The sequence below is a fragment of the Micromonospora sp. NPDC005324 genome (genome assembly GCF_040607155.1).
In the GTDB taxonomy this organism is placed as follows: Bacteria; Actinomycetota; Actinomycetes; order Mycobacteriales; family Micromonosporaceae; genus Micromonospora; species Micromonospora trifolii.
Genome location: NZ_JBEXGE010000001.1, coordinates 359,723 through 373,081, shown reverse-complemented (window position 1 = coordinate 373,081; position 13,359 = coordinate 359,723). Strand labels below are relative to the sequence as shown.

Annotated in this window: 10 protein-coding genes; 6 read left to right on the top strand and 4 right to left on the bottom strand. The window is 72.0% G+C overall.

Annotated features, from left to right (window positions below):
- Positions 1-67 precede the first annotated feature (67 nt).
- Positions 68-604, top strand: coding sequence for a phospholipase (locus ABZS40_RS01860; RefSeq protein ID WP_354940737.1), 537 nt, complete (start codon positions 68-70; stop codon positions 602-604).
- A gap of 148 nt (positions 605-752) precedes the next feature.
- Here ABZS40_RS01860 and ABZS40_RS01855 read toward each other — a convergent pair whose 3' ends face one another.
- On the bottom strand, positions 753-3,593 hold the full coding sequence (locus ABZS40_RS01855; RefSeq protein ID WP_354940734.1) for an NB-ARC domain-containing protein: 2,841 nt from the start codon (positions 3,591-3,593) through the stop codon (positions 753-755).
- A 152-nt stretch (positions 3,594-3,745) separates the two neighbouring features.
- A complete protein-coding gene (locus ABZS40_RS01850; RefSeq protein ID WP_354940731.1) occupies positions 3,746-3,961 on the bottom strand; it encodes a zinc ribbon domain-containing protein in 216 nt (71 codons plus the stop codon).
- A 55-nt stretch (positions 3,962-4,016) separates the two neighbouring features.
- On the opposite strand from ABZS40_RS01850, the gene ABZS40_RS01845 reads away from it, so the two are divergent.
- The 5 genes from ABZS40_RS01845 (at position 4,017) to ABZS40_RS01825 (ending at position 11,589) form a co-directional block, all read left to right on the top strand.
- Positions 4,017-5,456: a lytic murein transglycosylase gene (locus ABZS40_RS01845; protein WP_354940881.1), complete on the top strand. Its 1,440-nt coding sequence runs from the start codon at positions 4,017-4,019 to the stop codon at positions 5,454-5,456.
- A 72-nt stretch (positions 5,457-5,528) separates the two neighbouring features.
- A complete protein-coding gene (locus ABZS40_RS01840; protein WP_354940878.1) occupies positions 5,529-6,545 on the top strand; it encodes a GNAT family N-acetyltransferase in 1,017 nt (338 codons plus the stop codon).
- Between the two features lie 92 nt (positions 6,546-6,637).
- A complete protein-coding gene (locus ABZS40_RS01835) occupies positions 6,638-9,916 on the top strand; it encodes a lamin tail domain-containing protein (RefSeq protein WP_354940728.1) in 3,279 nt (1,092 codons plus the stop codon).
- Positions 9,917-10,072: 156 nt separating this feature from the next.
- Entirely contained in the window at positions 10,073-10,642 is a 570-nt protein-coding gene (locus tag ABZS40_RS01830) for a sigma-70 family RNA polymerase sigma factor (RefSeq protein WP_354940725.1), read from the top strand.
- Positions 10,643-10,659: 17 nt separating this feature from the next.
- On the top strand, positions 10,660-11,589 hold the full coding sequence (locus ABZS40_RS01825) for a CU044_5270 family protein (protein ID WP_354940722.1): 930 nt from the start codon (positions 10,660-10,662) through the stop codon (positions 11,587-11,589).
- A gap of 8 nt (positions 11,590-11,597) precedes the next feature.
- On the opposite strand, the gene ABZS40_RS01820 is transcribed toward ABZS40_RS01825, so the two are convergent.
- A complete protein-coding gene (locus ABZS40_RS01820) occupies positions 11,598-12,101 on the bottom strand; it encodes a helix-turn-helix transcriptional regulator (RefSeq protein ID WP_354940719.1) in 504 nt (167 codons plus the stop codon).
- Between the two features lie 266 nt (positions 12,102-12,367).
- On the bottom strand, positions 12,368-13,351 hold the full coding sequence (gene hemB, locus ABZS40_RS01815) for a porphobilinogen synthase (RefSeq protein WP_354940716.1): 984 nt from the start codon (positions 13,349-13,351) through the stop codon (positions 12,368-12,370).
- Positions 13,352-13,359 lie beyond the last annotated feature (8 nt).

Genomic DNA, 13,359 nt, shown 5'->3' with positions numbered 1-13,359 from the left:
ACTCATCGACATCCGGTAACTCGCCGGTAACTTCCGTCCCACCCGCTCACCCCCGCGGAGGTAAACCGTGCCCCGACGTCTCGCCACCCTGCTCGCCTCGGGCGCATTAGCGCTGCTCGCCACCCTCGCCATCGCCTCCCCCGCCGCCGCCGTCACCCCCGCCCAGAAGCTGTCCGTGCTGTCCAGCTGGACCCAGACCAGCGCCTCCAGCTACAACTCGTGGAACAGCGCCCGGGTCAACCGGGCCCCCTGGGCCGAGTACAACTTCAACTGGTCCACCGACTACTGCTCGTCCAGCCCGGACAACCCGCTCGGCTTCACCTTCAACCTGGGCTGCTACCGGCACGACTTCGGCTACCGCAACTACAAGGCGGTCGGCCAGTTCTCCGCCAACAAGTCGCGCCTCGACAGCGCCTTCTACGAGGACCTGAAGCGCGTCTGCACCACGTACAACTCGGTCGTCCGCCCGGCCTGCTACAGCCTGGCCTGGACCTACTACCAGGCGGTCAGCATCTTCGGTTCGGTAGCGGCCGTCCAGCAGGCCGACATCGACCGCGCCGCCCGAATGAAGGCCCAAGCCGAAGCCAAGGCCGCAACCCGCTAAAACCCGCAACCCGCAACCCGTCCCGTCCCGTCCCGTCCCGTCCCGTCCCGTCCCGGTGATCATGAAGTCATTGCCCGTGCGCCCGGCGTGTCCGGCAATAACTTCATGATCAACCACGCGGGGTGGGGTGGGGCTGGGGTGGGGTGGGTTAGGCGCGTTCGGTTCTTGTGGCTGGGTGGCGGTCGGGGTCGGCGGGACGGCGGGGGGTTGGTTGGGACAGGCCGGTGCTGAAGCGGGTCGAGTCCGCCGCCAGGTCCGGGTGTTCCACGTCGAGGGCCAACGCCGCTGCCTCGTCCAGCCCCAGCTCGGCACCCTCGCCGTACGCGTCGTCGAAGGCCGCGTCGCCCAGCACCGCGCGCAACTCCGCCTGCTGTTCGGCCCAGTAACCGCCGAAGATGCCGGGGGTGGCACGCATGCTCGCCCGGGTGGCCTGCGCGGCCCCGAACAGCCGGGCAGCGGTCAGCCGCTCCCCGCCGATCGCGCAGCGCACCGCTACCGCGTTCAAGGTGTCGCACGCCCGGCCGTGGTAGCCGTGGCCCATCCGGGAGCGCAGCGCCACCAGCAGATGCTCGTGTGCGGCGATCACGTCGCCCCGGGCCAGCGCGACCATGCCGAGCAGCATGTCCACCGAACGGCGGCCCCGCTCCACGGGCCGGGCCGCCTCCACCGGACGCACCGCTCCCAGCAGCTCCGCCGCCTCCTCCAGGGCGCCCCGCCGCCAGAGCAGCTCGGCCAGGCTGAACACCGCGAACAGCGCCTCGCCGATCACGTCCTGCCCGTGTGCCCAGTCGATGACCTCCCGGCACACCCGTTCGGCCTCGACGAACTGCCCCATGTCGACCAGGGGCGCGGCCCTGCCGGCCAGCACCCGGGCCAGCAACCCGGCGTCGCCGGCCTGCCGGGCCGCCGCCTCCGCCCGCTGGGAGTAGCGCAGCTCCTCGGCGAACTCGCCGTCGGCGCTGGCGTGCAGCGAGTGCATGTGGTAGGCCGCCGCCAGCTCCGCCTCCGGGATCCGCTCCCCCGTCTCCGCGATTCGCCCGTACAGCCGGAACAGCCACAGCCGCCCCTCGCGGGCCAGGCCCCGCTCCAGCCACCACTGGTCCAGCCCACCCGCCAGACCGAGGCCGGCACGGGCGCTGCCGCCGGTGGCGCACCACCGCAGCGCGGCGCGCAGCTCCCCGGCCAGTGGATCGAGGGCATACAACGACAGCGTCACCGGTCGGCCGTCCTGGCCCAGGTGGGCCCGGTCCAACGCGTGCGCCGACCAGGCCACGTGCCGGTCCCGAGCGGCCTGCTCCTCGCCCGCCTCGGCCAACCGCCGCGCCGCGTACGCCCGGATGGGGTCGAGCATCCGGTATGTGCTGCCGGCGGCACGCGGCTCGGCCAACACCATCGACTTGTCCACCAGGACCGAGAGCGGGTCCAGCGGATCGTCACCCAGCAGCCACTCCACCGTCGCCAGATCCACCGGGCCGGCGAAGACCGCCAGCCACCGCAGCAGGCGGGCCGCCCGAGGCCCCAGCGTCCGGTAGGACCAGGTGACGGTGGCCTGCATGGTCAGGTGCCGCTCGGTGGCCGAGCGCTGCACCGCACGGCTCGCCGGGGTGGGTGGCGACGCCCCGGCCGCCGCGGCGACCAGGTCAACGGTGTCCTGCTGGTTGCCGGACCAGCCCCGCTCCACCGGCGGCGGATCCGGGTCCTCCCGGCCGGCGTCCAGGGTGCCGAGGACGTCGTCCAGGCGCTCGGCGAGCTGACCGACGGAGAGCACCCGCAGCCGGGCGGCGGCCAACTCGATGGCGAGCGGCAGGCCGTCCAACCGCTGCACGACCCGACGCAGGTCGGCGGACTCGGCCGGTTCGGGCTGCCGACCACCGCGCGCCGCCGCCGTACGGTCCAGCAGCAGCGCCACCGCGTCGCTCTCCGCACCGTCAGCGCGAGGGTCGACCGAGAGCGGCGGAATGCGCCACACCACCTCGCCGGGCAGGCTGAACGACTCACGACTGGTTGCCAGCACCCGTACGCCGCTCCCGCCGGACAGCAGACGCGCGATCACCTCGGCGCAGGCGGCCGGTTGGGTGTCGCAGGTGTCCAGTACGACAAGCATCCGGCGGCCGGCCGCGTACTCGACGAGGGTGTCCAGCATCGGCCGGCCGGGCTCGGGGCGCAGGCCGAGCACGGCGGCGATGGCGAACGCCACCAGCCCCGGGTCGGTCACCGAGGCGATGTCGACGAACCAGACCCCGTCCGGGTACGCCTCGACGACCCCGCTGGCCAACTCCACAGCGAGTCGGGTCTTGCCCGCGCCGCCGGCGCCCAGCACGGTGACCAGGCGGTGCTGTCGCACCAGCAGTCCCAGCTCGATGCGCTCGGCCTGCCTGCCGACGAACGAGGTCACCTGGGTGGGCAGGTTGTGCGCCACCGCGTCGGCGGTGCGGGGCCGGGGGAACTGCCGCTCCAGACCCGGCGCGACCAGTTGGAACAGTCGTTCCCGGTCGTCGAAGCCGCGCAGTCGGTGCAGGCCCAGGTCGAGCAGGGTCGCGCCCGGCGGCATCGGCTCGGCCCGGCGGGCGGTGGACGCCGTGCAGAGCACCTGCCCCCCGTGCGCGGCGGCGGCCACCCGGGCGGCCCGGTGCACCTCGGGGCTGGCGTACTCGCCGTCGCGTGGCTCGGCATAGCCGGTGTGCAGGCCCATCCGCACCCGGGGCGCGGCCTCGGGGGTGGGCCAGTCGTGGCTGGACAGTGCCCGCTGGGCGGTCAGGCACGCTGTCATCGCCGCTGTCGCTTCCTCGAAGGCCAGGAAGAACGAGTCGCCCTCGGTCAGCAGCTCCGCGCCACCCGTGCTGGCCAGCGTGCGGCGCAGCAGCCGTCGATGCTCGGCGAGCACCGGGCGGTAGTCAGGGCCGAGCAGCTGAGCCAGCCGGGTCGAGCCCTCGATATCGGTGAATACGAAGGTCACCCAACCGCTCGGGAACTGGATCCGTGGCGACATGCGAGGAACCTCCGCCCGTGACGTCGGGTTCATGCTGCCTGAGTCCGGACGATCACACATCGTGAGAACGGTCGGGCAAGTGCCGCCTCAACGTGCCACTCGGACCCGCTCCCGGCAAGGCCGGCCCACCAGGCGGCGGCGAATTGGCCCGATCAGCAGCCGCAGGCGCCGCCGCAGCAGCCACCAGCGGCCGGCGCCGGGGCACCACCGGCACCACCACTGCGGCCGGTGACCGCGACCGCGGAAAGAAGCTTGACCGTGTCGGCGTGTCCCTGTGGGCAGTTGGCTGGCTCACCGGCCGCCGCCATCGATCGGTTGACCTCGAAGGTGTCGCCGCAGGCGCGGCAGCGGAACTCGTACCTGGGCATGCCACCCAGGGTACGTGGATCTGACGGTTGGCGGAGCATGGGTGATACTCGACAGGTGGTGGACGGCGAGGACGACACGCGTGTGCAACCGTTACGACCGGCCGCGCCGCTGGACGGGCCTCTCGAAGGCTCGGGGGCCGCGCCCGACCCGGTGCGCAAGGTGCCCCGCCCCCGCCGCCCCTGGCTGAGCGGGCGTTCCGCGAGTGCGCCGAGCACGCCACCGGCCACCGCGCCGGCTCCGCCAGCGGCCACGGAGCCGGCTCCGCCAGCGGCCGAGCCCACCGCAGCCGACCCCGACGGGTCCGAACCGGACGCGAGCGCCACCGGCACGAAGGTCCCGGCCGAACCCGTCCCGACCGCCAGCCCAGCGACCGCTCCCCAGACCGAGGACCTGAAGGCGGCGGCACCCAAGGCCGAGGATGCGAAGGCGGAGGACCCGAAGGCGGCCGGCGCGTCGAGCGCCGACACGCCAGCTGACGATGCGAAGACCGGTGCCGCGGACCCGGCGAAGACCACTGTGGATGAGATCCCGGTCGTGCCGGCGTCCGATCCGGCCCGTCGGCGGCGGGTGCAGTTCGCGCACGCGGTACGGCTGCCGCCCCGCCGGGCAGCGGCCGCCGCGGCCCGGGCGACCCGCGCCTGGGCGCGCCGGCCGAGCGGTCGGCTGACTCTGCCCGGCGTCTTCCTGCTGGCGCTGGTGGCCGCGACCGCCTCGGCGGGAGCGCTGCTCGTACCGGCCGCGATCCGCGCACCGCGTCCGGTCGCTGTCGACGCCTCGGCCGCGCCGAGCGGGGTCGCACCGCCCGGGGTGCCGTCCGGCCTGCCCACCAGTCCGCTGCCCACCGGGCCGCTGCCGACTCTCCCGCTGCCCACCGGCGGGTTGCCCGGCAACGGGCTGCCGACCGGGTCGGCGATCGGTGGCCGGCCGTCGGACGCCCTTGCCGGCTGGGCGCAGCAGGTCGGTGCCAAGGTCGGCGTTCCGGCGGTCACCATGCAGGCGTACGGCTACGCCGAGCTGGTGCTCACCCAGACCAACCGCAGCTGCGCGCTGAGCTGGACCACGCTGGCCGCGATCGGTCAGGTCGAATCGGGGCACGGCTCGGCCAACGGCGCACGGTTGGGACAGGACGGCAAGGCGATACCGAAGATCATCGGGCTGCCGTTGGACGGCAACGGCGGCCGGATGCGGATCATCGACACCGACCGTGGGGCGCTCGACGGGGACGCGACCCTCGACCGGGCGATCGGGCCGATGCAGTTCATCCCGACCACCTGGCAGGAGATCGGCGCGGACGCCGACAACGACGGGATCAAGGACCCGCACGACCTGGACGACGCCGCCCTGGCAGCGGGAAACTACCTCTGCAAGGGCGGCCGAAACCTGAGCATCGCGGGCGACTGGTGGAACGCGATCCTCTCCTACAACGATGTACGGCGGTACGCCCAGGACGTCTACGAAACCGCGAACCGGTACGGACGGGCCAGTCGGTCGTGAAGTGATCGTCTCGATACGTTGGAGAACTGGACACTTCCCCCGGGCCTCTGTTAGCGGCAAGCTAGACGAGTGATGGTGCGCGAGTGGGACCCCAGGACCGCGTCGTCCGCCGAGATCGCGTCGCTGTTGGCCACGCTGAACGCGGTCCTGGCGGCTGACCTGCCGCAGGATCCGCCCTGGCGGCAGGCTTCGCTACGGGAGTACCTCGCCGAGGTGATGCCCGGCGAGCGGCGGATCTCCTGGATCGCCCAGGGCGAGCCGACCGCCCCGGGCGATACGGGCGCGGTGCTCGGCCAGGTGCACGTCCTCCTTCTGGGTGACATCGGCGTGCTCGAGGTGCTGGTGCACCCGTCCGCTCGGCGCACCGGCCTCGGCCGTGACCTGGTGTTGCGTGCCGCGCGCCGGGTCTACCAGGAGGGCTTCCGGTCGATCGGGGTCGAGGTCGTGGGCGACACGCCGGCGGTCGGGTTCTACGAGTCGCTCGGCTTCACCCGGGAGTACGTGGAGACGCGCAGCGTGCTCGACCTGACAGCTGTGGACTGGGCCGAGCTGGCCGAGATGGCCACCGGCATCGGGGCGGGCTACCAGCTGGAGTTCTACCCGGGCGGGCCGCCGGACGACCTGATCGAGGCGTACGCGCGGGCCAAGGCCGAGGTGCGCGACGTCGACGACGGTGAGTTGCGCCCCAGCTCCTACGACCCGGAGCGGCTGCGCGACAGCCTCGACACGCTGCACCGGCGGGGCATGAAGCCGTACATCGTGCTCGCCCGCCACGAGCAGAGCGGCGAGGTGGCCGGCCTGACCGAGGTGGTGGTGCCGGCGCAGCACCCGACCCGCGCCGACCAGTACGACACGATCGTCGCGCAGGATCACCGGGGCTACGGCATCGATCGGGCGATCAAGGCCCGGATGCTGTTGGAGCTGCGCTCCGCCGAGCCGGAGCTGATCGAGGTGCAGACCTGGAACGCGCAGGCCAACGAGGCGATGTTGAAGGTCAACGCGGAGCTGGGCTACCGCCCGGACCGGGACTGGTGCGAATACAGCGTCGACGTCGCTGAGCTGGTGCACCGCCTCGACCCGCCACGCTGAGGAATTCACGAAACTGTCCATTAGGGGATGGACGGTGGACAGTTGCGCACCTTAACGTGCGTTGACCCCCATCCACCCATCGTGGAGGCCCTATGCGCCCGCGCCGCTCAATCGCCGCGCTCGCGACCGCCACCGCCGCCGTGACCCTCACGGCGCTCGGCGTCGCACCCACCGCGGCCAGCGCCGCGCCCACCGACCTGTTCATCTCGGAGTACGTCGAGGGTTCGTCGAACAACAAGGCGATCGAGCTGTTCAACGGCACGGGCGCCGCCGTCGACCTGGCGGCCGGTGGCTACCAGTTGCAGCTCTACTTCAACGGCGCCACCACGGCCACCACGATCGCCCTGACCGGCAGCGTGGCGGCCGGTGACGCGTTCGTGTTCGCCAGCGCCTCGGCCGGGGCGGCCATCCTCGCCCAGGCCGACCAGACCACCGGGGCGAGCCTCTTCAACGGTGACGACGCGCTCGTGCTGCGCCGGGGCACCACAGTGCTCGACTCGATCGGCCAGGTGGGTGTCGACCCGGGCACCGAGTGGGGCACCGGCGTCACCAGCACCGCGGACAACACAGTGCGCCGGTTGCCGACCGTGACGGCCGGTGACACCGACCCGTCGGACGCCTTCGACCCCGCCGCACAGTGGGCCGGTCTTCCGGTCGACACGTTCGACGGGCTGGGCGCGCACACCGTGGACGGTGGTGGCCCGGTCGACGTACCGGCCACGCTGACCTGTGGTGGGCCGCTGGTCACCGCCGCCGGCACGGCCGCGAGCCGTGAGGTGACCGCCGCCGACGCCGATGACACGATCGTCGACCTGGCGGTGACCGCGATCAGCCCGAGCCCAGCCGCCGGCTCGATCACCCGTACCGCGTTCACCCCCGCCGACGGGGTGGGCGGCACCGCCCGTGCCACTGTCGGCGTGAGCGCCGACCTCGCCGCCGGGGCGTACACAGTCACCCTCACCACTACCGACGCGGGCGGTGGCACCGCGAGCTGCGCGCTTGTCGTGCAGGTGACCCGGGAGCTGACCGTCGGCGAGGTGCAGGGTCCGACCACCGACGCCGAGTCCGGTCCGGGCGACCGGTCACCGCTCGCACCGGCGAGCGGCAACGGCACGAGCAGCACGCTGTACGACGTACGCGGCGTGATCACCCAGTTGACACTGGCCCGCACCTCGGCCGGTGCGGAGCAGCACGGGTTCTTCCTACAGAGCCGCGTTGGTGACACCGACGGCGACCCAACCAGCTCCGACGGCATCTTCGTGTTCATGGGCACGTTCACCTCGCTGATCGGCGGTTACGTGCCGACGGTCGGCGACGAGGTCGTGCTGCGGGCCCGGGTGTCGGAGTACTACAACTTCACCCAGCTCTCCGGCGCGTCGCTGGTCCGCCGGATCGGCGGCGGCCTGGCCGTGGACACCGCGGTCGCGGTGACCGACGCGGTGCCGCCGGCTCTGCTGACCGACGCGCAGCGCTTCTGGGAGCGGCACGAGGGCTCCCGAATGCGGGTTCGCGCGGGCAGCGGTGCGGTGAGCGGCCGGGACGTCTTCTCCTCCACCGCCGACGCGGAGCTGTGGGTGGTCGACCGCGACGACCCGCTGCTGGACCGCTCGGACGCGTACTCCCGGCGGGTCTTTCGTGATTCGCACCCGCTGGACAACGACCCGACCCGCCGCTTCGACGACGGCAACGGCCAGCGGACGCTGCTCGGCAGCATGGGCGTGAAGGCCACGGCCGGGGACAGCGCCGCGCTGCTCCCGCCGGCGCACACCTTCGACACGCTGCGGGCGGACGCTGTGGGCGGGGTCTACTACTCGTTCGAGAAGTACGGCGTCCAGGTCGAGCGGGCGGAGTTCGCCGCCGGGGCCGACCCGTCGAAGAACAACCCGCCCAAGCCGGCCGACCGGTCGCAGGAGGTGGCCGTGGCCACCTACAACGTGGAGAACCTGTACGACTACCGCGACGACCCGTTCGACGGCTGCGACTTCGCCGGTAACGCCGGTTGCGTGGGCGTCGACCCGCCGTTCGACTACGTCCCCGGCAGCGAGGCGGAGTACCGCGAGCAACTGGCCGCGCTCGCCGACCAGATCGTCAAGGACCTGCACGCACCGGACCTGATCCTGGTGCAGGAGGCCGAGGACCAGGACATCTGCACGGTCTCCGGGGCGGCGCTGAACTGCGGCGACACCAACAACGCCGACGGCGCTCCGGACAGCATCCAGGAGCTGGCGCTCACCGTGGCGGCGGCCGGCGGGCCCGCGTACGCCGCCGCCTATGACCGGACCGGCGCGGACGCCCGCGGTATCACCGCCGCCTTCCTGTACCGCACGGACCGGTTGTCGTTGGCTGCCGCGACGGCGAACGACCCGCTGCTGGGCTCGACGCCGACCGTCCAGTACCGGGCTGCGGGGCTGCCGGCCAACGCCGACGTGCAGAACCCGAAGGCGCTCAACGCGGTGCTGCCGGCGGATGTGGACACCTCGACGGGTCGGGACGGGAGCAACGTCTTCACCCGTGCACCGCAGCTGGGCAAGTTCAGCGTGGCCGCGGCGCCCGGCTCGACCGAGCGGTTCATCCTGTACGCGCTCAGCAACCACTACTCCTCCGGCCCGGACAGCCGGGTCGGGCAGCGGCGGGAGCAGGCGCGTTACGGCGCGGCGATCGTCACAGCGATCGAGGCGGCCGACCAGACCGCCCGGGTGGTCTACGGCGGGGACCTGAACGTCTTCCCCCGCCCGGACGATCCCATCGCCACCGGCGACCAGCCCACGCCGTCGGACCAGCTCGCCCCGCTCTACGAGGCGGGCCTGCACAACCTGTGGGACAACCTGGTGGCGGACGTGCCGGCCTCGGCCTACTCGTACAGCTTCGAGGGGCAGGCGCAGACTCTCGACCACCTGTTCGTCAACGACGCGTTCCACGGCGACCTGGTGCAGGTGCGGGCGGCGCACATCAACGCCGACTGGCCGGCGGAGTTCGCCGGTGACGGGTCGCGGGGTTCCAGTGACCACGACCCGCAGGTGGCCCGGTTCCGGTCCCGGGCGTCGTTGACAGTGGCCGACACGGCGGTGGCCGAGGGCAACCAGGGCACCCGGCAGCTCACCTTCACCGCCACCGTGTCCCGGCCCCTGTCCCAGTCGGTGCTGCTCTGCGCCGCCACCGTCGGCCTCACGGCCCAGGCGGGCTCGGACTTCGACCCGTACGCCGGCTGCAAGGTGTTGGCCGCCGGGCAGACGTCGGTGGCGTTCCCGGTGTCGGTGCGTGGTGACCGCAGGCGGGAGGCGGACGAGAAGGTGACGCTGCTGGTGGCCGGCGTGCCCGGCCTGCGGCTGGCTGATCCACTCGCGACCGGAACGATCACCAACGACGACTGAGATTCGTCTCAACCGCGCTTCACCCAGGATGTAGTGGCCTCCGCCGACCAGGGGGCCACTACATCCTTGTTTCAGCGTGATCTCGCGCAAGACGTAACAACTCGTCGCCGTCGGACCAATGAAGGGGTGTAAGGACGGCCAACGAGAGGACTGCCTGTGACTATCCCAAGCCCGGGCGGGGATGACCTGGCGGCAGTCAGCAGGGACCCCGAAGCCTTGGAGGTGTTCTACCGGCGGCACGTCGAGACGATCAGCCGGTTCGTCGCCCGTCGCGTCGACGACCCGCACACCGCCGCCGACCTCACGGCCGAGGTGTTCCTCGCGGTGATCGACAGCGCGGCGGGTTACCGGCCGGAGCGGGGCAGCGAGTTGGGCTGGCTCTTCGGCGTGGCCCGCAACGTCATCGCGGCCGAACATCGGCGGGCGACCCGACTCCTTCGGGCCAGCGGTCGCATAGCGGGACGACGGCTGCTCGACGCCGACGACATCGCCCGGATCGAGGAACGCATCGACGCCGAGGCGCTGGCCCGCCGCACCTACCAGGCGCTGCGCGGCCTGCCGGAACGCACCCGCGCCCTGTTGGAACTCGTCGCCGTCGACGGCCTGTCCGTGGCGGACGCCGCCGACGCGCTCGGCATCTCCCCGGTCGCCGCCCGGGTCCGTGTGCACCGGGCACGCCGAGCGGTACGCCTCGCGCTCGCGCAGTCCGAATCCGCACTCGTCTGATCGGAGGGATGATCACCATGACCCACACCCCACTTGGCAACTTCGAGGAACGACTCCTCGGCGAACTGCGGGACCACGTCACGAACCAGACCTCCGACCCGGAGCCGTTCGCGCCTCCCGTTCGGGCAGCCCGCCGGGGCCCTCGTTGGCGTACGCCGGGCTGGCGCCTGGCCGGGGTCGGTGGGCTGGTCGCCCTGCTGACCATCGGCGGGTTGGTGGTGCAGACGGTGGATGACGCGCCACCGACGGCGAGCGCGGCCGAGATCCTGACCGAGGCCGCGGATACCGCCCGGCAGCAGCCCGACCTGGTAGCACGCCCCGGCCAGTTCCTCTTCATCGAACTGCGACTCATCTGGCGAGATCGGCCGGCAGCCGGCCCGTACACCGAGGAGCGGCTCCAGCGCTGGGTGCCGGTCGGCGACGACCCCACCTGGCAGCAGCGGCGGAGGCTGGAGAGCCGCCCCGACGAGTGGCGGACCGACAACGTCTCGCACCTGGCGCCACCGCCCGGCTACTTCCAGGGCCTACCCACCGAGCCGGAGCAGATGGCGCAGTACCTGCGGGATCACCCGATCCCCCTGGATCTGCCCGCCGGCGCGGACCTGGAGGCCATCAGGAACGACCCCCAGACGATCTTCGCCGACGGGATGTGGATGCTGGAGGGCTATGTGCCGCCGCAGTCGCTCGGCGCGCTGTTCCAGGCGATGGCCCAGGTGCCCGGGGCCACCGTGTTGCCCGACGAGATTCGGGACGCCGCCGGTCGGCGTGGTGTGGCACTGCGGACGCCGGGCGTGTTCGGGGCTCACGTCGACCTGATCTTCGACCGGACGACCTACGCCTACCTCGGCACCCGCCGTCTCATCGTGCGGAATGGCAAGGAGTCGCCCTACACGAGCACCGCCGTCACCCAGCTGGCCATCGTCGACCGCCCGGGGCAGCTGCCCTGATCATGGACTCAGTAGTAATCGTGGACCGGTGGTGGGGGTGGCGCGGTGCGATGCTGCGCCACCCGCACCTCCCACTGGCTGCGTCGGCGTCGCGCCTCGCGATCTGCCGAACTGCGGTGGTAGGTCTCCGGAGGTCGGGTCAGCCCGTAGATGTCCCCCCACCACTCCCCCTGCTCCGGGTCGAGGATCGTGTCGAGGTGGGACGGATAACGGCGACCCGCCCCGTCCTGAACGTCGTCCCGGTCGTCCATCGGCAGGACGACCCGGCCCTCCTGGTCCACCACGACCAGGAAGAGCCCCGCCGCGCCGAGAAGCCGCTCGAACACTGCCAGGCTCGGCGCAAGGTTGCCCGCTTCAACCCGACCTATCGTCGAGGGCGCGACCTTGGCGAAGCGGGCCATCTGCTGCTGGCTCAGCCGGACGATGCGACGTGCCCGGCGAACCAGACCGGCGATGGGAAATCGTCCGACAAGGGGACCAGGAGGTTGGGGAGAATTAAGCGCCGACGCCATCCGACCACCATCCCGGGCGCAAGAGCCATGCTCAATACCTGTGGATAAACCTGTGGACAGCCGTCATCGAGTGGCGGAGACAGCGGGGAGCGGCCGCCTGGTCCGAGTCCTTTGCTCTGCTTCAATCGACGCAACGGTTAGGCCCGCAATGTGTTGCGCCGGTTGAAGCAGAGCAAAGGACTCGCAGAAGCACCACGGTCCCCCGCACTGAACTGCCCGAAAGCGCAGTCGCGTCGGTTCCGACCGGGAGACCCTGAGCGGGCCGGTCAGTAGCGCTGGCGGAGCAGGCCGGCGGCCTCGACCGCCCAGTAGGTGAGGATGACCTGCGCGCCGGCCCGCTTGATCGAGGTGAGCGTCTCCAGCATCACCCGCTCGCGGTCGATCCAGCCGTTCGCGGCGGCCGCCTCGACCATCGCGTACTCACCGGAGACCTGGTAGGCGGCGACCGGGACGTCCACAGCGGCCCGCACCGCCGACACCACGTCGAGGTAGGGCAGCGCAGGCTTGACCATCACCAGGTCGGCGCCCTCGGCGACGTCGAGCGCTACCTCGCGCAGCGACTCACGCAGATTGGCCGGGTCCTGCTGGTAGGTGCGCCGGTCGCCCTCCAGCGCCGACTCCACAGCCTCCCGGAACGGGCCGTAGAAGGCGGAGGCGTACTTCACCGCGTACGCCAGCACGGAGACGTCCTGGTAGCCGGCGGCGTCGAGCGCCCGGCGTACCACGCCGACCTGGCCATCCATCATCCCGGACGGCCCGACCATGCCGACCCCGGCGGCGGCCTGGGCCACCGCCATCTCGGCGTACGCGGCCAGGGTCGAGTCGTTGTCGACTTCACCGTCGGGGGTGAGCAGCCCACAGTGCCCGTGCGAGGTGAACTCGTCGAGGCACAGGTCGCTCATCACCACAGTGGCGTCGCCGACCTCGGCCACCACGTCGCGGATGGCGACGTTGAGGATGCCGTTCGGGTCGATGCCGCCGGAGCCGGTCGGGTCCCGCTGTTCCGGCACGCCGAAGAGCATGATCCCGCCGACACCGGCCTGGACCGCCTCGACCGCGGCCTTGCGCAGGGAGTCCCGGGAGTGCTGGAGCACCCCCGGGAGCGAGGAGATGGCTCGGGGCTCGGTCAGCCCCTCCTTGACGAACATCGGCACGACCAGCTCGGCCGGGTCGACCCGGGTCTCGGACACCAGCCGGCGGACCGCCGGGTTGCGGCGCAGCCGGCGGGGCCGGATCTCGGGGTACGACATGGCAGTGC

Coding starts and splice junctions, on each gene's coding strand:
- ABZS40_RS01835 (WP_354940728.1), top strand. CDS start 6,638: ATGCGCCCGCGCCGCTCAATCGCCGCGCTCGCGACCGCCACCGCCGCC.
- hemB (WP_354940716.1), bottom strand. CDS start 13,351: ATGTCGTACCCCGAGATCCGGCCCCGCCGGCTGCGCCGCAACCCGGCG.
- ABZS40_RS01855 (WP_354940734.1), bottom strand. CDS start 3,593: ATGTCGCCACGGATCCAGTTCCCGAGCGGTTGGGTGACCTTCGTATTC.
- ABZS40_RS01820 (WP_354940719.1), bottom strand. CDS start 12,101: ATGGCGTCGGCGCTTAATTCTCCCCAACCTCCTGGTCCCCTTGTCGGA.
- ABZS40_RS01825 (WP_354940722.1), top strand. CDS start 10,660: ATGACCCACACCCCACTTGGCAACTTCGAGGAACGACTCCTCGGCGAA.
- ABZS40_RS01840 (WP_354940878.1), top strand. CDS start 5,529: ATGGTGCGCGAGTGGGACCCCAGGACCGCGTCGTCCGCCGAGATCGCG.
- ABZS40_RS01850 (WP_354940731.1), bottom strand. CDS start 3,961: ATGCCCAGGTACGAGTTCCGCTGCCGCGCCTGCGGCGACACCTTCGAG.